18 protein-coding genes are annotated in these 17,958 nt (G+C 62.7%); 11 read left to right on the top strand and 7 right to left on the bottom strand.

Features of this window, described 5'->3' with window-relative positions; genetic code table 11:
- Positions 1–17: 17 nt before the first annotated feature.
- From ACO06R_RS17505 to thrC, 4 genes are all read right to left on the bottom strand, one after another.
- Complete coding sequence (locus tag ACO06R_RS17505) at positions 18–2,909, bottom strand: EAL domain-containing protein (RefSeq protein WP_421859497.1); 2,892 nt, start codon at positions 2,907–2,909, stop codon at positions 18–20.
- A 38-nt stretch (positions 2,910–2,947) separates the two neighbouring features.
- Positions 2,948–3,562 carry a GNAT family N-acetyltransferase gene (locus tag ACO06R_RS17500; protein ID WP_421853016.1) on the bottom strand — a complete coding sequence of 205 codons (615 nt, stop codon included), beginning with the start codon at positions 3,560–3,562 and terminating at the stop codon, positions 2,948–2,950.
- Between the two features lie 36 nt (positions 3,563–3,598).
- Positions 3,599–4,921 carry a M16 family metallopeptidase gene (locus ACO06R_RS17495; RefSeq protein ID WP_421853013.1) on the bottom strand — a complete coding sequence of 441 codons (1,323 nt, stop codon included), beginning with the start codon at positions 4,919–4,921 and terminating at the stop codon, positions 3,599–3,601.
- Between the two features lie 62 nt (positions 4,922–4,983).
- Entirely contained in the window at positions 4,984–6,381 is a 1,398-nt protein-coding gene (thrC, locus tag ACO06R_RS17490) for a threonine synthase (protein WP_421853010.1), read from the bottom strand.
- 229 nt (positions 6,382–6,610) lie between these two features.
- Here thrC and ACO06R_RS17485 point away from each other — a divergent pair, with 229 nt between their 5' ends.
- Both ACO06R_RS17485 and ACO06R_RS17480 read left to right on the top strand, forming a co-directional pair.
- Positions 6,611–7,162, top strand: a complete 552-nt coding sequence (locus ACO06R_RS17485) for a hypothetical protein (protein ID WP_421853007.1) — start codon at positions 6,611–6,613, stop codon at positions 7,160–7,162.
- 108 nt (positions 7,163–7,270) lie between these two features.
- Positions 7,271–8,425, top strand: coding sequence for a site-specific DNA-methyltransferase (locus tag ACO06R_RS17480; protein ID WP_421853004.1), 1,155 nt, complete (start codon positions 7,271–7,273; stop codon positions 8,423–8,425).
- 10 nt (positions 8,426–8,435) lie between these two features.
- Here ACO06R_RS17480 and ACO06R_RS17475 read toward each other — a convergent pair whose 3' ends face one another.
- Entirely contained in the window at positions 8,436–9,050 is a 615-nt protein-coding gene (locus ACO06R_RS17475) for an HAD family hydrolase (protein ID WP_421853001.1), read from the bottom strand.
- Between the two features lie 60 nt (positions 9,051–9,110).
- The gene (gene mutY, locus ACO06R_RS17470) at positions 9,111–10,211 is read right to left on the bottom strand and encodes an A/G-specific adenine glycosylase (protein ID WP_421859495.1); all 1,101 of its coding nucleotides are present in this window, start codon (positions 10,209–10,211) and stop codon (positions 9,111–9,113) included.
- 175 nt (positions 10,212–10,386) lie between these two features.
- Between mutY and ACO06R_RS17465 the strand changes: the two genes are divergently transcribed.
- The 8 genes from ACO06R_RS17465 to ACO06R_RS17430 all read left to right on the top strand — a co-directional run bounded on the left by ACO06R_RS17465 (position 10,387) and on the right by ACO06R_RS17430 (position 14,963).
- Complete coding sequence (locus tag ACO06R_RS17465) at positions 10,387–11,541, top strand: O-antigen ligase family protein (RefSeq protein WP_421852998.1); 1,155 nt, start codon at positions 10,387–10,389, stop codon at positions 11,539–11,541.
- Positions 11,528–12,049 (top strand): DUF721 domain-containing protein, encoded by a 522-nt coding sequence (locus tag ACO06R_RS17460; RefSeq protein WP_421852995.1) that lies wholly within the window; start codon positions 11,528–11,530, stop codon positions 12,047–12,049. Before ACO06R_RS17465 ends, ACO06R_RS17460 begins: the two co-directional genes overlap by 14 nt.
- Positions 12,050–12,094: 45 nt before the next feature.
- Positions 12,095–12,568 carry a YcgN family cysteine cluster protein gene (locus ACO06R_RS17455; RefSeq protein ID WP_421852993.1) on the top strand — a complete coding sequence of 158 codons (474 nt, stop codon included), beginning with the start codon at positions 12,095–12,097 and terminating at the stop codon, positions 12,566–12,568.
- Entirely contained in the window at positions 12,568–13,062 is a 495-nt protein-coding gene (locus tag ACO06R_RS17450) for a GNAT family N-acetyltransferase (protein WP_421852990.1), read from the top strand. The genes ACO06R_RS17455 and ACO06R_RS17450 overlap by 1 nt, the downstream gene beginning before the upstream one ends.
- A complete protein-coding gene (locus tag ACO06R_RS17445; protein WP_421852987.1) occupies positions 13,055–13,471 on the top strand; it encodes a ketosteroid isomerase-related protein in 417 nt (138 codons plus the stop codon). Before ACO06R_RS17450 ends, ACO06R_RS17445 begins: the two co-directional genes overlap by 8 nt.
- The gene (locus tag ACO06R_RS17440) at positions 13,471–14,061 is read left to right on the top strand and encodes a GNAT family N-acetyltransferase (protein WP_421852984.1); all 591 of its coding nucleotides are present in this window, start codon (positions 13,471–13,473) and stop codon (positions 14,059–14,061) included. The genes ACO06R_RS17445 and ACO06R_RS17440 overlap by 1 nt, the downstream gene beginning before the upstream one ends.
- A 95-nt stretch (positions 14,062–14,156) precedes the next feature.
- A complete protein-coding gene (locus ACO06R_RS17435) occupies positions 14,157–14,618 on the top strand; it encodes a YHS domain-containing (seleno)protein (protein WP_421852981.1) in 462 nt (153 codons plus the stop codon).
- Positions 14,619–14,819: 201 nt separating this feature from the next.
- Positions 14,820–14,963 (top strand): hypothetical protein, encoded by a 144-nt coding sequence (locus ACO06R_RS17430; protein WP_421852978.1) that lies wholly within the window; start codon positions 14,820–14,822, stop codon positions 14,961–14,963.
- 25 nt (positions 14,964–14,988) lie between these two features.
- On the opposite strand, the gene ACO06R_RS17425 is transcribed toward ACO06R_RS17430, so the two are convergent.
- Positions 14,989–15,732: an SIMPL domain-containing protein gene (locus ACO06R_RS17425; protein ID WP_421852976.1), complete on the bottom strand. Its 744-nt coding sequence runs from the start codon at positions 15,730–15,732 to the stop codon at positions 14,989–14,991.
- Between the two features lie 142 nt (positions 15,733–15,874).
- On the opposite strand from ACO06R_RS17425, the gene ACO06R_RS17420 reads away from it, so the two are divergent.
- The gene (locus tag ACO06R_RS17420) at positions 15,875–17,860 is read left to right on the top strand and encodes a cation:proton antiporter (protein WP_421852973.1); all 1,986 of its coding nucleotides are present in this window, start codon (positions 15,875–15,877) and stop codon (positions 17,858–17,860) included.
- Positions 17,861–17,958: the final 98 nt, after the last annotated feature.

The following is a 17,958-nucleotide window of genomic DNA, read 5'->3' as shown; positions in this document are numbered from 1 at the left end:
TAGAGTTGAATTGCCGGTTACTCGGCGGCGTCGTCGTTGGCGACAAGCGGATTCTGCTCCAGAACCATTTCCATCGCTTTTTCCGCGGTGACCGGTTTGCCGGCGGCAAATCCTTGGATGTAATGGCAACCCATCGCCTTGAGCGTCTCCAGATCGTCCTCGGATTCGATCCCCTCGGCGACCGTGGACAGGCCGAGATTGATCGCCATCGAAATCACCGACTGCAGCAGCGTATCGCGCTGTTCCCACTGGTTGCGGATCAGCGACTGGTCGAGCTTGATCGTGTCGAAGGGGAACTTGGACAGATAGGCGAGTGAAGAGTAGCCCGTCCCGAAATCGTCCATCGCCAGCCCGACGCCCAGCTCCTTCACGCGCTGCAGAACATGCGCGTTGTGCTCGGGGTTCTGCATCAGCACGGTTTCGGTGATCTCCAGCCGCAGCTTGTGGCGGCGGCGTGCATAGCGTGCCTGCAGGCGCGACAGTGTGTTGGCGAAATCGCTCGTCATCACCTGCTGGCTGGAGACATTCACCGAGATGAACAGTGAGGAGGCGGGAAGGTCGGCATCCCAATCCATGAGCTGCCGCAGCACCAGTTCCAGTGCATGGTTGCCCAGCTCGACGATCAGCTCGGAGCGTTCGGCGATCCCGATGAACTCCGATGGCTGTATTTCCCCGCGGCGCGGGTGGTTCCAGCGCATCAACGCCTCGAAACCGGCGATGTCGAGGGTCTCGGCATCGACGATCGGCTGGTAGACGAGCGAAATCTCGCCGCGCTCGATGGCACGCCGCAGGTCCGATTCCAGTTGCAGCTTGTCGGAACCCGAGGTGCGGAATGCCGGCCGGAACGGTTCGACCCTGTCGCCGCCGAAGCGCTTCGCCTGGAACAGCGCCAGTTCGGCGTCTTCCATCAGATCGATGTCCTGGGCGCGACTCTGCGTCCAAGTGGCCAGGCCGATCGACGCGGTCAGGATGATTTGCCGCTCGGCAAAGCTGATCGGCGTGCGGATGGACTTCTTGACGGCGTCGGCAAAGCCGGCAATGCGGCCGGGCTCGGTCTCCGACAACAGGATGATCCCGAACTGGTTGCCCGACAGGCGGGCAAGTGTGTCATGCGGGCGCAGCAGCCGCCGCAGGCGGCGGGCCAGTGTGATCAGCAGCGTGTCGCCCGCCGACATGCCGATGCTCTCGTTGACTTGACGGAAACGGTCGATGTCGATGATCAGCGCGGTCGGCTTCATCGCGTCGCCGGCATTGGCGATGGCGATGGCGGTGCGCAGACGGTCCATGAACAATTGCCGGTTGGGCAGTCCGGTCAGGTTGTCGTGCACTGCGTCGTGCAGAAGACGTTCTTCCGACCGCTTCTGGTCGCTGACATCCACGATTGTGCCGATGCAGCGGATCACCTGTCCGTCCGCGCCGACCACCGGCCGCGCCCGAACCGAGTACCAGCTGAAATGGTTGTCGGCGCCGCGCATGCGAATGTTCAGGTCGATCTTGCCGCGTCGTTTTTCGACAATGGCGTCGAGCGTCGCGCGGAACCGGTCGCGGTCTTCCAGATGGATATGCGGTACCCAGTTCTTCGGCGCGCCTTGCAGGGCGCCGGTTTCCAGTCCCATCGTTGCCGCCAGATCGGGCGTCGTCGTCAGACGGTCGCGGTCGACGTCCCAGTCCCAGACAATGCCGCCCGAACCCTTGACCGCCAATGCCTGGCGTTCGACGTTGGACAAGAGGTTCTGCTGGAAAGCACCGCCGGAAAATGCGTGCTGCATCACGGTGAATCCGATCAGCAGGACAATCAGCACCAGTCCGCCGGCCAGCGCTGGCTGAATGATGTCGTTGTCCACCAGACCCGCGATCGTCATGTAGGCCGCGACGATCCATGCGATCAGCAGCGCCCATGCCGGGACGATCATGATCGCGCGATCGAAGCCGCGCCAGCTCAGCACCGCAACCAGGCCGAGGCCGAAAATCGCCGTCAGCATGATCGCCACCCGGGCGATGCCGGCGGCCAGCGGTGCGTCGTAGAGCACAAGTGCCGACAGGCCTCCCAGCGCCAGCATCCAAGCAATCGAGCCATAGCCGAGATGGTCGTGCCAACGGTTCAGGTTGAGATAGCTGAACAGGAACAGCGACAGCGTGGCTGCAAGCGAGACCTCCGTCATCGCCCGCCAGACCTGGACATCGGCGACGGCGACGTCAAAGAACCTGTCGATGAAACCGAAATCGACACAGATGTAGGTGAGTGTCGCCCAGGCGAGCGCGGCCGCAGCCGGAAACATCGACGTCCCCCGGACCACGAACAAAATGGTCAGGAACAGCGCCAAAAGCCCCGAAATGCCGAGCACGATGCCCCGATAGAGCGTGTAGGAGTTGACGATGTCCTTGTACTGGCCGGCTTCCCAAAGATAGACCTGCGGCAGGTTGGGCGAGGCGAGCTCGGCAACAAAGGTCACCACGACGCCCGGGTTGAGCGTGATCGAGAAAACATCGGCGTCCGGGCTGGCCTCGCGATCGAGGGCAAATCCCTCGCTCGGGGTGATTGCCGCGATCCGCTGCGAGCCGAGGTCCGGCCAGAAGAAGTGCGAATCCACCAGACGGAAGTGCGGCGCGACGATCAACCGGTCGATCTGGGTGTCGGTGGTGTTGGCCAGTGCGAACACCGCCCAGTGCCCGTCGGTGCCCTCGACGGTCGCCTGCACCTCGATGGTGCGTACGATGCCGTCAATGCCCGGAGCGGTGGAGATCTGGAAGGTTTCGCCACGGTTGCGATAGATGGTCACCGCGTCGGAGAGATCGAGCGCTTCCGCGTTGCGGTTGATGCTGATCGGTTCGACAGCCGCGGCCGGGACGCCCCATATCGACACCAACGCGGCTATCGCGATCAACAGTGCGCACGCTTGCCGCCACATGCGTGTAGCTACTGGTTCGCTTTTGCCGACGGAGCGCGTCAAGCTGTCTCACCCTGTTTCAGCGGCGCCATCGCCAATTCGTGGCGCGGATTGATACGCGCGTAGAGCACATGATCACGCCACACACCGTTGATCTTGAGATAAGATCGCAGATACCCCTCGCGCGCGAATCCGGTTTTTTCAAGAATTCTGATAGACCGCGCATTATCGGGGATACAGGCAGCCTCCAAGCGGTGCAATCCTATAGTTGAGAAAGAGTAAACGCACAGCAGGCCGAGTGCTTCGCTCATCACGCCGTTGTCGCGATAGCGCGCGCCGATCCAGTATCCGATCTGGCCGCTTTGCGAGACACCTTTGCGCACATTGCCAAGCGTAATTCCGCCCAGGATGCAGCCGTTTTTCTGCGAGCAGACGAAGAAAGGATACCCGGTACCGGCCCCGATTTCCTGGTTGTAGCGGCGAATGCGGCCGCGAAACGCTGGACGCTGCAGATCGTCGGAAGGCCAGGCTGGTTCCCATGGCCGCAGGAAACCCTCGCTCTCTGCGCGAAGCGATGCCCATTCCGCGTAATCGGCCACTTCCGGATGGCGCAAAAACACGGTCTCACCGTTGGCGACTGGCCGGCGCGTTCCTTTGAAAGGAAAGGCGATCATGGCGTTCACCGCTGTGCTCGCTCTTGTTGGTCCGGATCAGCCGACGGCGAACCGCTTGCCGCTGGCCGTTGCTTCGAAACCGAGACCAAGCCGTTCGGGCGCAAGTTCGGCGCGAATGTCGTCGATTTCCATCAACCTGTCGACCGGTCCGATGGCCGACACTGTCGGCGGCGACTGGCTGAACAACCTTGCCGCCAGATCGCGTAGCCGTTGGACGGTGATCTTGTCCAGCCTGTCCAGCAATTCCTCATTGGGTATGGGGCGACCGAACAGGAGGATCTGTCGGGCGATTTGTCCGGCCCGGCTCGGCGCGCTTTCACCCGACATCATAAGGCTGGCGCGGAACTGTGCGCGCGCCCGCTGCACCTCGGCTTCACCGATATCCGCCGCTGCCCGCCGCAATTCGCCGAGGACGACGGTCATCAACTCTTCGAGATCGCCAGGTTCGGTCGCCGCATGGATGCCAAACACGCCAGTGTCGGAGAAGCCCCAGTGGAAGGCATAGATCGAATAGCAGATGCCGCGTTTCTCGCGGACTTCCTGAAACAGTCGCGATGACATGCCGCCGCCAAGCAACATGGCCAGTACCTGCGATGCATAAAAGTCGCGCACGTGATAGGCCCGCCCCTCGAAGCCGAGCAGCAACTGTGTATCTTGCAACGCGCGATGTTCGCGGTAGTCCCCGCCGACATAATGCGCGAGTTGGACCGCCTTGCCCTTCGGCTTTGCGGCCATGCCGCCGAAATGGCTTTCGACGCGCTTGGCGAAATCGTCATGATCGATTGCGCCGGCCGCGGCGATGACAATCCGTTCGCCGCAATACTCGCGGTCGATGTATTGCCGCAACTGATCGCTGGTGAACGCCGTGATCGTCTCGCGCGTGCCCAGAATGGCGCGGCCGATCGGTTGATGGCGAAAGGCGGCTTCGGTGAAGCGATCGAACACGGCGTCGTCCGGCGTATCGGTCGCGGCGCCGAGTTCCTGCAGAATGACGTGCTTTTCACGCTCGAGTTCGTCTTCGTCGAACTTGGAGTATTGCAGGATATCGGCCAGCAGATCGAGCGCCATCGGCAGGTCGTTCTTCAGCACGCGCACGAAGAAGGACGTGGTTTCGACGCTGGTCGCGGCGTTGATGTCGCCGCCGACATTCTCGATCTCCTCGGCAATGCCCCGCGCCGAGCGCCGTGCCGTTCCCTTGAACGCCATGTGCTCCAGGAGATGGGCAATCCCATGTTCGTTGTCGTTTTCGTTGCGCGAACCGGCCTTGACCCATACGCCGAGCGCGACGCTTTCGACATGATCGAAGCGTTGGGTCGCGACTGTGATCCCGTTGGAGAGACGCGTCGTCTCCACAGTCATATACTCACTCCCTAGACCCGGCAGATGCTTCCGCCGTACTTTTTTATTCACCGGGCGCTACGTCAATGCGCGGCCCGGGCATGCTGTAATATATGATCTTCCACTATTTTGAGATCAGATGGAAGCGCGGCAAAACGCTCCTGTTTATCCATCAGATCGGACAGCCAGGCCGGCAGGGCCGGGTAGACACCCGACGCCGCCTCGACGGCCGCGGGAAACTTCGCGGGATGCGCGGTTCCCAGAACGACCATTGGCGTTGCCGCCGTCGCATGCGCACGCGCCACGTGGACGCCAATCGCCGTATGCGGATCGAGAAGGTAGCCGGACGCCTCGTTGACATCGCGAATGGTCGCCGCCGTTTCGCCCACGAGGGCGGTCCCGGCGGCGAATTCGGCGCGGATCGCGGTCAGGGCGGCTTGCGGCAGGTCGAAGCGGCGCGCCTGCTTGAGTTGCGCCATCACGTTGCGCACCGCTGCCGCATCGCGGCCCCCGGCATCGAACAGCAGCCGCTCGAAATTCGACGAAATCTGGATATCCATGGACGGCGAGGTGGTCTTGATGACGTCGCGCATTTCGTAGGTGCCGCTTTCAAGCGCCCGTGCCAGGATGTCGTTGTCGTTGGTCGCGATCACCAGGGTCTCGATCGGCAGACCCATGCGTTTGGCGACATAGCCGGCGAAGATGTCGCCGAAATTGCCCGTCGGCACCGTAAACGAAACCGGCCGGTCGGGCGCGCCGAGCGACAGCGCTGATGTGAAGTAGTAGACCACCTGCGCCATGATGCGCGCCCAGTTGATGGAATTCACGCCCGACAGCTTCACGCGGTCGCGAAAGGCGCCGTGATTGAACATGTCTTTCAAAAGGCCCTGGCAATCGTCGAAATTGCCGTCAATTGCCAGCGCATGCACGTTGGCGGCATTCGATCCGGTCATCTGGCGTTGCTGTACCGGTGAAACGCGCCCCTGCGGGAACAGGATGAAAATGTCGGTGCGCTCGCGCCCCGCAAACGCCTCGATTGCCGCCCCGCCGGTATCGCCCGAAGTCGCGCCGACGATTGTCGCGCGCTTGTCCTGTTCGCGTAGCACATGATCCATCAGGCGGCCGATAAGCTGCATCGCCACGTCCTTGAATGCCAGTGTCGGGCCGTGAAACAGCTCGAGCACGAACTCGTTGGACCCGGTCTGCACCAGCGGGCACACCGCCTCGTGGCGGAAAGTGGCGTAGGCTTCGCGGACGATCGTCTCAAACGTGTCGCGTCGAATCTCGCCCTCGACAAACGGCCACATGACTTCGATCGCGATGTCGCTGTACGACTTGCCGCGCAGCGCCTTGATATCGCCCGCTTCAAGTTGCGGCCATTCCTGCGGCAGATATAGTCCGCCGTCGCTGGCCAGTCCGGCAAGCATTGTGTCGCAGAAACCGAGGGCAGGGGCCTCGCCGCGTGTGCTGGTGTACTTCACGGAATGTCGCTCGCAGTTTTCGATTATCCAACCGGTCGGAACGCCATGTTGACCGGTTCGCCGCACGCTGCTTAGCGGAATTCCGACAGGTTCTAAAGGGTGTTGGACGAAACGTCGCTTGCGCAACCATTGACGGAATGGTCAAAGCCTTGGATTGTGCCGCCGGTCATCGCAGGATTGCCATCTTTCTGTTATCCAGAAAAACAGTTTCAAGAACAACGGAATGAAAATGCCCTCCAAGAGAATCGCGGTCGCTACCCGCTTGTCAGGCCTTATCGCATTGGTCGCCTTGGGGGCGTGCCAGACCGCAAGTATCGAGGACACGCTCGGTTCGGCGACGACCGACGACCTGACTGTCGACGATTTGCGCGCCTTCTGTCCACGCCCGGTCCTGCGCGACGGCACCGCAATTCTCCGCACCTACACCAAGAACAACGAGGACAATCCCGACGAGGTCGTCTATCAGGCGACGATCACTGACGTGACGCGGACGTGCAAGTACCGCGACGGATTTCTCCTGATGACCGTCGCCGCCGCCGGGCGTGTGGTCAATGGTCCGAAGGGCGTGGCGGGCGATCTCGTTCTGCCGGTGCGCGTGGCCATCAAGCAGGGCGCCAATGTGCCGTACTCGCAACTTGGCAATGTGCCGGTCGCGGTTGCGCCGGGGGCCGGTGCGACGCAGTTCATCTACAAGGACGAGCAGGTTGTCGTTCCCGACAGCAATCCGCGCAGCATGCAGGTGTTCGTCGGGTTCGATGAAGGGCCCTACGATACGCCGTAGTGCCGTTCCACGCGGGCTCTAACGCGCAATTCTTCCTTTCGCGCTAACCCGCCATTAACCGCGTTGGGTAACCATGTCGGGCAGTGTTCTGCGTAGCCCGGGTGTATCATGAGTTCCGTTCGCCTCGTTTCCTCGCGCGATGACGTTCCGTCTTCCGCAAAGCCTCAGTTCAAGCTGGAAGATATCCTCGACGGTATCGTCAAGGGAGACTGCGTGGCCGCGCTGGACGCGCTGCCCGACAACAGCGTCGACGTGATCTTCGCCGACCCGCCCTACAATCTGCAGCTCGACGGCGACTTGCACCGGCCGGACCAGTCGAAGGTCGATGCGGTGGACGATCACTGGGACCAGTTCGATTCCTTCCAGGCCTATGACGCCTTTTCGCGTGCCTGGCTGCTCGCCGCACGCCGCGTTCTCAAGCCGAATGGAACAATCTGGGTCATCGGTTCTTATCACAACATTTTCCGCGTCGGCGCGACGCTGCAGGACATCGGCTTCTGGATTCTCAACGATGTCGTGTGGCGCAAGACCAACCCGATGCCGAACTTTCGCGGCCGCCGGTTCCAGAATGCCCACGAAACGATGATCTGGGCGTCGCGCGATCAGGACGCGAAGGGCTACACCTTCAACTATGAGGCTTTGAAAGCCTCCAATGACGACCTGCAGATGCGTTCCGATTGGCTGTTTCCGATCTGCAATGGCGGCGAGCGCCTGAAGGATGAAAACGGCAGCAAGGTCCATCCGACCCAGAAGCCGGAGGCGTTGCTGGCCCGTGTGCTGATGGCGTCGTCGAAGCCCGGCGATGTCGTGCTCGATCCGTTCTTCGGCTCCGGCACGACCGGCGCGGTCGCCAAGCGGCTTGGCCGGCGTTTTATCGGCATTGAACGCGAACAGGCCTATATCGAGGCTGCGCAGGCGCGCATCGATGCGGTCGAACCGGCGGAAGCGAACACGCTGAAGCTGGTGGCGAGCAAACGGGCGCAGCCGCGCGTCGCCTTTGTGTCGCTGCTCGAGGCCGGATTGCTCAAGCCCGGCGCGGTGCTGACCGATGCGAAGCGGCGCTGGCAGGCGACCGTGCAGGCCGACGGCTCGCTGGCGCATGACGGCGAACAGGCCTCGATCCACCGTACCGGCGCGGTTGTGCAGGGGTTGGATGCCTGCAACGGCTGGACGTTCTGGCATTTCGAGGAGAAAGGCGCGCTGCAGCCGATCGATGTGCTGCGCGCCGAGATCCGCAAGACGATGGCCGTCGCCGGGGCTTGAGACGCCCGTGTCAGTCGACCGCGATGCCGCGGTCGGACAGATCGCGCACCAGTCCCTCTGCGTCTTCGAACAGCACTGCGCTCCAGCCGAATTCGCGCGCCGCGATCACATTCTTCTCGCTGTCGTCGATGAACAGCGTTGCCGCCGCCTCCAGACCGAAATCCTTGGTATGGCGCGCATAGATAGCCGGATCGGGCTTGATGATCCCGATGTCGCCGGAAACGGTCACGCCGCGCGATGCCACCAGGAACGGGTATTTTGCCTGCGCCTCGCGGAACGTGTCGGAGGCGAAGTTCGTCAACATGGTCACATCGTGGCCGTCCGACAGCAGTTGCTGCAAGATCGCGACGCTGCGCTCGTAGGCGTAGGGAACCATCTCGTTCCAGTTTTGGCGGAAGGCGCGAATGTTGTCGGCCTCGTCGGGAAACCGGTCGATCAACTCCATTTCCGCGTCCTGCCAGTTGCGGCCGCGGTCCTGCTCGACATTCCATTGCGGCGAGCAGACTTCGCTGAGAAACCATGCGCGGCGGCGGTCGTCGGCGATGATCCGGCGGAACGGGATTTCGGGGTCGTAGTGAATCAACACCTTGCCGATGTCGAATACAATGTGCCGGATCTCGGTCATGGTTCGGTCCAGGTCTCTCGGTCCAGGTTTCTCGGTCCAGATCTTTCGGTTCGAAGTGCCTTACAGGTCGTGATCTGATTCGTGCTGCAGGGCCCGAGCCAACACTTTTTTCATGACGGTTGGTAGGGCCTCGCCGGCAATCGTCTCCGGCGGGCTCCACCATTGGCCGGACGCAAGCTGCACATCGCCATGGGCGCGGTAAACCTGCAGGCGCAGTTCAAAGTGGGTGAATACGTGCTCGATGCTGCCGCAATGTACCCAGGCGGCTGCTTGTGACGGCGCCGCGGAAAGATCGGTGGATCCGTCCTGCCGTGCGTTCCATGCGCTCGTCGGGACCTGTGTCATGCCGGCCAGCAAACCTTTGTCTCCCCGCTGTTCGACAAGGATGGCGCCATCGCCATTCGTCAGCACGAAGGCGGCGCCCTGCCGGGTGGGTCTGGCCCGCTTCGGTGCCTTGACCGGAAAATGCTCAGGGTCGCCGTTTGCAAGCGCCTGACACGATATGTTGAGCGGACAATGCAGGCAGGCGGGCTTCTTCGGCGTGCAGATGGTCGCTCCGAGGTCCATCATGGCCTGGGCGAAGTCCCCGGGCCGGTCATGATCGAGCATGGCGGCGGTGAGCTGCCGGATCTCCGGTTTGGCCGATGGCAGCGGCGTCGACAGTGCATGGAGCCGGGTGATGACCCTCTCGACATTCCCGTCGACGACCGGCACTGCCTCGCCAAACGCGATCGCCGCAATCGCGGCGCTGGTGTATGCGCCGATGCCCGGCAATTTTGCCAGTTCCTGCGCCGTGTTCGGGAAACGGCCGCCATGGTCGGCTGCGATCAGGTCGGCGCACCGCTTCAGGTTGCGCGCCCGCGAGTAATATCCGAGCCCCGCCCAGGCCTTCAGCACATCCGCCTCGCTGGCGGCGGCAAGTTTTTCCACAGAAGGCCACAATCGTGTGAATTTGGTGAAGTACTTGTTTACCGCCGATACGGTTGTCTGTTGGAGCATGATCTCCGACAGCCATACCCGGAATGGGTCGGGACGGACACCATCGGCGATTTCACCGGGCGGTGTGCGCCAGGGCATTTCCCGCGCGTGCCGGTCATACCAGTCGAGCAGGGAAACGGCGTGCGAGCTTTTACACCCATGAGATCGAGATAGCGTAGTCATGAACGCCGTCATGCGCGATCGCGGGTCGACAGATCAAGCGTCCGCGCTTCCTTCAGCGATCAATCTTGATCCGGCCGCTTTGTACCGAAGCCTCGCCCCGCTCGAACCACGCGATCGGGCCAATCGCATCTGGCTGTTTTTCATCGGCGCAAGCGCGCCACTGTTTGGCAGCTTCTTGACCGTTGTCCTTTGGTGCGCCTTTGTCTGGGCGATCGTCACACCGATCATTCGGCGAACCGTCATTGCGCGCGACGGACCGTTGGTTGCTGCGGCGATCGCCTGCGGCTGCTATGCGGCGGTCAAGATCGTGGCGACATTGTACCACAATGGCTTCGGGGCGGCGCCGTTGTTGCTCAGCACGCTTGTCTTCCTTTCGCCGTTGTTGGTCGGTTCGCGTCTTCGCTACACCTCCCCGCGTGTCGTTCTCGACGGCTTCGTCCTGGCATGCGGTTTCGCGGCTCTGCTTGCCTTGCCTCTGGCCGTATATCAGGGCGCGCTGACCGGATTGCGCGCCACCGCCTTTTGCGGAAATGCCGGCGTGTTTGCGACGATGTCGGTCATCTTCGGCTCCATCGGCGCCCTGAACGCAGCATCGCCGCGAACGGCGCGGCGCTGGCTCGGCATGGCCTCCTATCTGGCGATGGTCGGCTGCGTGATCGCCTCTGGCATGCGGACGCTCTGGATTGTGTTGCCGATTGCCACGGTGCTGGTGGGATGGGCGATCACGCGGGCCTTGCCGAAGCGCGTCTATGTGGCTGGTTTCGCGGCATCGATTGCGCTCGTCTTGAGCGGCCTGCTGATTGCATCCGTCCCGGTCGCCGAGCGTGTCCAGGCCTTCTACCTCGATATCGTGCTGGTCAGCGACAGCGGTTCCTACGACAGTTCCACCGGACGGCGGCTGCTCATGTGGCAAAGTGGCTGGAAAGCTGTCCTCGATGCCCCGCTGACGGGTTACGGTCTGGCCGGCCGCATGGACGCACTCGGTGCGCATGTCGACGCCGATATGCGCCATCTGGTCGACTACACACATCCGCACAATGGATATCTGGCGGCTCTGCTGGACGCGGGAATTGCCGGGCTCCTGGCCTTGCTGGCCGTGCTTGCCGCCCCGGTCGCAATTGCGTTGCGTGCGCCGCGCGACGACGCCTGGCGGATACGGGTCGCCATCGCGGGGGTGCTGTCGGCGGCCTACGCGGTGAGCGGCGCGCCGGGGATCATCTTCGAGCACGATTTGCTGAACAGCGCATTTGTTGTCACACTAACGGTACTTGCGGCCGCGATTCCCGTCGCGGAAAAGGCCGGGGAGCCGAGTAGACTTGGCGAAACGTGAGGGGCAGGACCGGAAACGAAGCGGGCGGCGGCGAACCGCGCCGGAACCCGTCGGCGGGCTTGTCTCGGCTGTTCTGGACCCGGTGTTGGCCCGACGCGCCGGCATGACCACCGCCCTGCTTGCCGCCTGGCCCGAAATCGTCACGTCCGTCCTGGCCGACAAAACCCGCCCGGAGAAGATCAACTGGCCGCGTCGGGCCAATGAAGACGATCCGTTTCGGCCCGCCACCCTGGTCGTCGCGGCCGACGCGATGGCGGCGCTGCATGTGCAGCACCAGTCCGGTGAGATCATTCAACGCGTCAACGCGTTTTTCGGATTTCGCGCGATCGAGCGCCTGCAACTCGTCCAAAAGCCGGTCTCCGGTGACAAGCCGGCGCCGCCCCGTCGGCGTTCGCTCTCGGGTCAGGAGGAGGCGCAGCTCGAGAAACTCGCAGCCGGCATTGAGGATGAAGAATTGCGCCAGTCGCTGCTGCGCCTCGGCAGGAGCGTGAAGAAGGAAGGTAGCTAACTCCGGCGGCTTGTCTGCGTTCGCATGATGTGCTTGTTCGCTGGCATGAAACAGGCGCTCAAGACCGACGGCAGCAAGCAACGCTTCTGGGAAACCAAGAAACTGGCGGAGATGACACCGGCGGAGTGGGAGAGTCTTTGCGATGGTTGCGGCAAATGCTGCATGTCCAAGCTGATCGACGACGACACCGACCAGATCTACTTCACGTCCGTCGCCTGCCGGTTGTTCGACGCCAAGGATTGCCGTTGCACGGACTATGCGAACCGTGTGGCGAAGGTGCCCGACTGCGTGCCGCTGACCGCTGACAATGTCGGCACCATCCCCTGGCTGCCGAAGACCTGCGCCTACCGGTTGCTTGCCGAGGGCAAGCCGCTGCACGACTGGCACCCGTTGATTTCGGGTTCGCCCGCGTCCGTGCATGAAGCCTCGATGTCGATGCGCGCCCGCGTCACGGCTTTCGAACAGGACATGGCACATGAGGGCGAGTATCTGGATCACATGGTCGATGGGGGTATGTGATGAGCGCCGTCGCCGTCCGGCGCGCGACGCCGGATGATGCGGAATCCGTGCTTGAACTCGCACTCGGCTTGGCCCGTTCGCACGGCGATCCAGACGATCTCCTGACCCGGGAATTTGTGCATTCGAGGATGCTGGATCCCGCCGCCGACATGACGACGCTGGTTGCCTGCGTGGACGGCCAGGCGGTCGGCTATGTCGGCTTGCTGCCGGCGATCGAAACCGCGCATGCCGCCGCGGGGTTCTACATCAGCGACCTCTTCGTGGCCGAACCCTATCGGAATAGCGGCATCGGACGCCGTTTGATGTCCGCCGCCGCCGCGCATGCACGTGCGAGGGGAGGTAACTATGTCTGGCTGACGACAGTGTCGGACAATCATGATGCGGACCGGTTCTACCGGCGCATCGCTGACATAAGGGAACCGGTGGTGGCGTTCGCTGTCACCGCAACCGCATTTGAAGATCTGGCTGACCTGGATGAGGATGAACATGGCTGAGGCTGAAACCCGCGCGCTGATCGAACGTTATCTCGATGCGTTCAATGCCGGCGACTCTGTTGGCATGCTGGATTGCCTGCACGAGGATGTTGCCCATGACATCAACCAGGGCGGCCGCGAAATTGGCCGCGACAAGTTCCGCTGGTTCAACGCGACGATGGCGCGCCATTATCGCGAGCGGCTGGACGACATCGCGATCATGGTTGCGCCGGGCGGCGTGCGCGCGGCAGCCGAGTTCACCGTCCACGGCGCCTATCTCGCGACCGCCGAGGGTCTCCCCCCGGCCAACGGCCAGACCTATTCGCTGCCGGCTGGCATCTTCTTTGAAGTGGATGACGGGCTGATCACGCGGGTCACCACCTACTACAACCTGCATGGCTGGATTGCCCAGGTCGCGGAAAAGGATTGATGGGCGTCTTCGTTCGCCCATTGGGCGCGACCGAGATTTCGCAGCGTTTTGAGGAGCTTGCACGGCTTCGTATCACCATTTTCAGAGCTTGGCCCTACCTGTATGATGGCGATATCGGTTACGAGCGGAACTATCTGAAAACCTATCTCGATGCGCCGGGCGCGTTCGTCTGTGGCGCGTTTGTCGGCGAGGTACTCGTCGGCGCCGCCACCGCTTCGCCGCTTGCCCAGCACCGCGAGGAGTTCGCCCGGCCGTTCGCCGAGCGCGGGCTTGAGGTCGGCGACTTCTTCTATTTCGGCGAGTCGGTGCTGCTCCCGGCATATCGCGGGCAGGGGATCGGCGTGCGCTTTTTTGAAGAGCGCGAAGCCGAGGCGCTCCGGCAGGGATTGGCCAAATGCATCTTCTCCGCCGTTCTGCGGCCGGCAGACCATCCGCTGCGTCCCGAAAACCATGTGCCGCTCGACGGCTTCTGGCGCAACCGTGGCTACCGCCGGATCGAGGGCATGCGCACGGAGTTTTCCTGGAAGGACGTCGGCGACGACAGCGAGACCGCAAAGCCGATGGAGTACTGGATGCGGACGATCAACTGAAGGTCACCGCCTCGTGTTCGTCCGTGACAGTCTTTGCATTGCGGAACACGCGCCGGATGACGATGTTTCGGCAGTCTTACCAAGGAGGACCAACCGTGATCCAGTCTCGCCGAGCATTTCTCGAAACCGCAACCCTGGCGGTCGCAGCTGCATTTGTCGTGTCCGTTCCGGCTCAAGCCGGCAAGGTCAACACCGCAGACGATGGCCTCGCCATCTCCGGCTACGACCCGGTCGCCTACTTCACCGATGACGCCGCCATTCAGGGCAGCGCCGACTTCACCGCCAGCCATGACGGCGCAAACTACCGCTTTGCCAGCGCCGCCAACCGCGACGCGTTTGTGGCCAACCCGGACAAATATGCCCCGAAATACGGCGGCTACTGTGCCTATGCCGCGTCCAAGGGGTCGCTCGCCCCGGTCGATCCCGAGGCGTTCAAGGTCGTCGACGATCGTCTCTACCTGAACTACTCCAAGACCGTTCAGGGCATCTGGTCGGAAGACATTCCGGGCAACATTGCCAAGGCGGACGCCAACTGGCCGGGCCTTTCCGCCGAATAAAAAATACCTGGGTGGGTGGGCTGGTCCGCGCCCGGCCAGAGAATCTCCATGAAACGCCCTGCCGCAGCGATAGCGCTTCGGCAGGGCCAACTGTGTTGAAATTTCAAAAATAATTGTGCAGTTTCGCTGCCGCTCGCTGATAGTTTACTTGCCGCTAGGGAATATTGGAGTCATTTATCGCGGGCGCCGGAGGGGAACAGCATGCTCGTGAACTACGGTCGCGGTATTTCAGTGCGAGTACTGCTGTGCGCGGTACAGATTGTGGCGACTGGCCGTTTTGCCACGCCCGATGTCGCAAATACCGGCAACCCTGTGACAAACCGCTCGGCGGTCAACAGCCGCTGAGCAGATTCAGGCTGTTTGACGACCGCTATTGATCGATACCGAACGTCACGCTGACGGTCACCGTGTAGGCGTTTTCGCCCTGCGCGACCGGAACCGGTGCGGATTCCATCGCCGCCATGTCGGCCCGCGCGAAAGCGACCGGACCGGGCCTTCGCGCCGATTCGTTGATCTCGATCACCTTGCCCAGATCGACCCCGGCGGTTTCGGCCAGCAGCCGCGCCTTGGCAATCGCCGCCTCCATGGCCTTGACGCGGGCCTGGGCAAGCGCGGCGGAAGGATCTTCGTTGGTGAACGAGATATGCCCGCCCTGGTTGACGCCCAGCGATACCGACGTGTCGAGGATCGCGCCGACCCTTCCCAGATCGCGGATCCGCACGGTCAGGCTGTTGCGCACCGTGTAGCCGACAATGCGCGGCGGTTCGTTCGTCCCGCCATTGGAACGGCTCTTCGGGTAGATGATTCTCGGTTCGATGGAGAAATTCGAAGTTCTGAGGTCGCGGTCATCGATGCCCTCGTCCTTCATTGACTGCAACACTGCGGCCATCGCCTCTGTGTTGGCGTCGAGCGCCGCGCGCGCCGTCTCGGCCTCGCGTACCACGCTCAGTGTCAGCACCGCCATGTCGGGCGCGACGGTCTCCACACCTTCGCCCGATACGATGATCTTCGGAAATGGTTCCGGATCCTGCGCCAATGCCTGGTTGGCCGCCAGCAATCCGGCGAAAGCCGCCCCTGCGACAGCTCCTGTCAGCGCCCGTTTCCGTTTCACCATGAATTCCATCCCATTGCTTCTCGCCATCCACCCTGATCGGCGTTGACATGTGAATGCGCCCTATGTGTGGCAGGGACGGTGACGGCGGCGACAAGCTGGGTATAAGGTCGCCGCAAGTCAGACCGAAAGAAAGCGATTACCGATGACCGATTTTCTCCTTATGGCGTTCGTCTTCCTGATTGCCGGCGTCATTTCCGTGCCGATTGCCTCGCGGCTCGGACTGGGCTCCGTGCTCGGCTATCTGATCGCCGGCATTGTCATCAGCCCGGTGCTGGCGCTGCTGCAGGTCGATGTCATCGGCATTCAGCATTTCGCCGAATTCGGCGTGGTCATGATGCTGTTTCTGGTCGGTCTCGAACTCGAACCGCGCATGTTGTGGCAGATGCGCATGAAGCTGCTTGGTCTCGGCGGCCTGCAGGTGACGGCGACCGCGGCAGCGGTGATGGGGATCGCCATGGCGTTCGGCCAGCCATGGACGGTGGCGCTCGCAATCGGCCTGGTGTTCTCACTGTCGTCGACGGCGATCGTGCTGCAGACCCTGAACGAAAAGGGGCTGATGAAGAGCGACGGCGGCCAGTCGAGTTTCTCTGTCCTGCTGTTCCAGGATATCGCGGTCATCCCGATGCTGGCCTTCATTCCGTTGCTGGCCATGCCGGAGCTGGCCGATCTGGCTGCCGATGCCGCTTCGCATGGCGATGCGGGCCACGGCGACGCGGCACATGGCGACGCAGGCCACGGAGCCGACGATGGCCATGGTCCCGGTCTCAGCCTCGTCGCTGGACTGAATGGCTGGCAAACCGCGATTGTCACCATCGGCGCGGTGGCCGCCGTGATCGGCATCGGCTCGGTGCTGACCGGCCCGATCTTCCGCTTCATCGCCCATGCCCGGCTGCGCGAACTGTTCACCGCCGGCGCGCTGTTGATCGTCATCGGCATTGCGCTTTTGATGTCGCTGGTCGGCCTGTCGCCGGCGCTCGGCACTTTCATCGCCGGCGTGGTGCTCGCCAACAGCGAATACCGCCACGAGCTGGAATCCGACATCGACCCGTTCCGCGGCCTGTTGCTCGGCCTGTTCTTCATGACCGTCGGCGCCGGCATCGATTTCGGGCTTCTGGCCGAGAACTGGCTGACGATCGCCGGGCTGACCATCGGGCTGATCGCCTTGAAGGCGACGGTGTTGCTGGTGCTGGCGCTGGTGTTCAACCTGCGCGGCGCCGACCGCTGGCTGTTCGCGCTCGGCCTGGCGCAGGCCGGCGAGTTCGGCTTCGTGCTGCTGTCGTTCACCGTCGCCAGTTCGGTCATCCCGGCGCCGGTCGCCGATCTGTTGCTGCTGGTCGTGGCGCTGTCAATGCTGCTGACACCCGCGCTGTTCATTCTCTATGACCGGGTGATCGCACCGCGCTACGCTGGCGGCGGCGAACGCGAGGCCGACGAGATCGACGAAAAACGCGATATCATCATCGCCGGCCATGGCCGCTTCGGCGGCATCGTCAACCGTATGCTGCGCGCCGCCGGCTACGAGACCACGGTCATCGACTACAGTTCGGCGCAGCTCGAAATGCTGCGCAAGTTCGACACCAAGGTCTATTTCGGCGATGCGACCCGCCCTGACCTGCTGCATGCCGCCGGCATCGCCAATGCGAAACTGTTCGTCGTCGCCATCGACAACGCCGATCAGATTACCGAGGTCGTCCGTTACGCGGCCAAGGAATATCCCGACCTGCACATCCTGGCCCGCGCCTGCAATCGGCATCATGTCTACGAACTCTATTCGGCGGGCTGCCGCGACATCGTGCGCGAGACCTATGACAGCTCCATGCGGGCCGGCCGCTCGGCGCTGGAGGCGATCGGCGTCGAGCCGGCGCAGGCCGCCCACATGGCCGGCGAATTCGAGGCGATAGACCGCCAGTCGATGATCGAGCTTGCCGGCCTCTACCGCCTCGACATCCCGGCAACCGAGAACGAGCCCTACGTGAAGCGCGTGCGCGAGATCATGTCCGAATGGGAGGACCAACTACGCGGCAGGATGTGGAAGACCGGCGAGGGGGACGCGACCGAAGATCCCACCGACGAGGAGACCGCCGAAAGCGAAGGCGTGTCGTTGCGGCAGGCCGACGCGCAGGGGTGATTTACCAGTGTTTTCAGTCGGTTGAAACTGGCATGTGAATCAGGATGTCGGCCGGCGTGAGCAAGCCCGGTGTGCCGCCGCCGGCCGACGAGCCCGCG

The organism is Oricola sp. (genome assembly GCF_965230365.1).
Taxonomy (GTDB): Bacteria; Pseudomonadota; Alphaproteobacteria; order Rhizobiales; family Rhizobiaceae; genus Oricola.
Note: the sequence above shows the minus strand (reverse complement) of the source record. Positions and strands in the feature narration are given on the sequence as shown.

Coding starts and splice junctions, on each gene's coding strand:
- ACO06R_RS17445 (WP_421852987.1), top strand. CDS start 13,055: ATGGCTGAGGCTGAAACCCGCGCGCTGATCGAACGTTATCTCGATGCG.
- ACO06R_RS17475 (WP_421853001.1), bottom strand. CDS start 9,050: ATGACCGAGATCCGGCACATTGTATTCGACATCGGCAAGGTGTTGATT.
- ACO06R_RS17455 (WP_421852993.1), top strand. CDS start 12,095: ATGAAACAGGCGCTCAAGACCGACGGCAGCAAGCAACGCTTCTGGGAA.
- ACO06R_RS17450 (WP_421852990.1), top strand. CDS start 12,568: ATGAGCGCCGTCGCCGTCCGGCGCGCGACGCCGGATGATGCGGAATCC.
- ACO06R_RS17420 (WP_421852973.1), top strand. CDS start 15,875: ATGACCGATTTTCTCCTTATGGCGTTCGTCTTCCTGATTGCCGGCGTC.
- ACO06R_RS17425 (WP_421852976.1), bottom strand. CDS start 15,732: ATGGTGAAACGGAAACGGGCGCTGACAGGAGCTGTCGCAGGGGCGGCT.
- ACO06R_RS17440 (WP_421852984.1), top strand. CDS start 13,471: ATGGGCGTCTTCGTTCGCCCATTGGGCGCGACCGAGATTTCGCAGCGT.
- ACO06R_RS17485 (WP_421853007.1), top strand. CDS start 6,611: ATGCCCTCCAAGAGAATCGCGGTCGCTACCCGCTTGTCAGGCCTTATC.
- ACO06R_RS17430 (WP_421852978.1), top strand. CDS start 14,820: ATGCTCGTGAACTACGGTCGCGGTATTTCAGTGCGAGTACTGCTGTGC.
- ACO06R_RS17480 (WP_421853004.1), top strand. CDS start 7,271: ATGAGTTCCGTTCGCCTCGTTTCCTCGCGCGATGACGTTCCGTCTTCC.
- mutY (WP_421859495.1), bottom strand. CDS start 10,211: ATGACTACGCTATCTCGATCTCATGGGTGTAAAAGCTCGCACGCCGTT.
- ACO06R_RS17495 (WP_421853013.1), bottom strand. CDS start 4,921: ATGACTGTGGAGACGACGCGTCTCTCCAACGGGATCACAGTCGCGACC.
- ACO06R_RS17500 (WP_421853016.1), bottom strand. CDS start 3,562: ATGATCGCCTTTCCTTTCAAAGGAACGCGCCGGCCAGTCGCCAACGGT.
- ACO06R_RS17505 (WP_421859497.1), bottom strand. CDS start 2,909: ATGTGGCGGCAAGCGTGCGCACTGTTGATCGCGATAGCCGCGTTGGTG.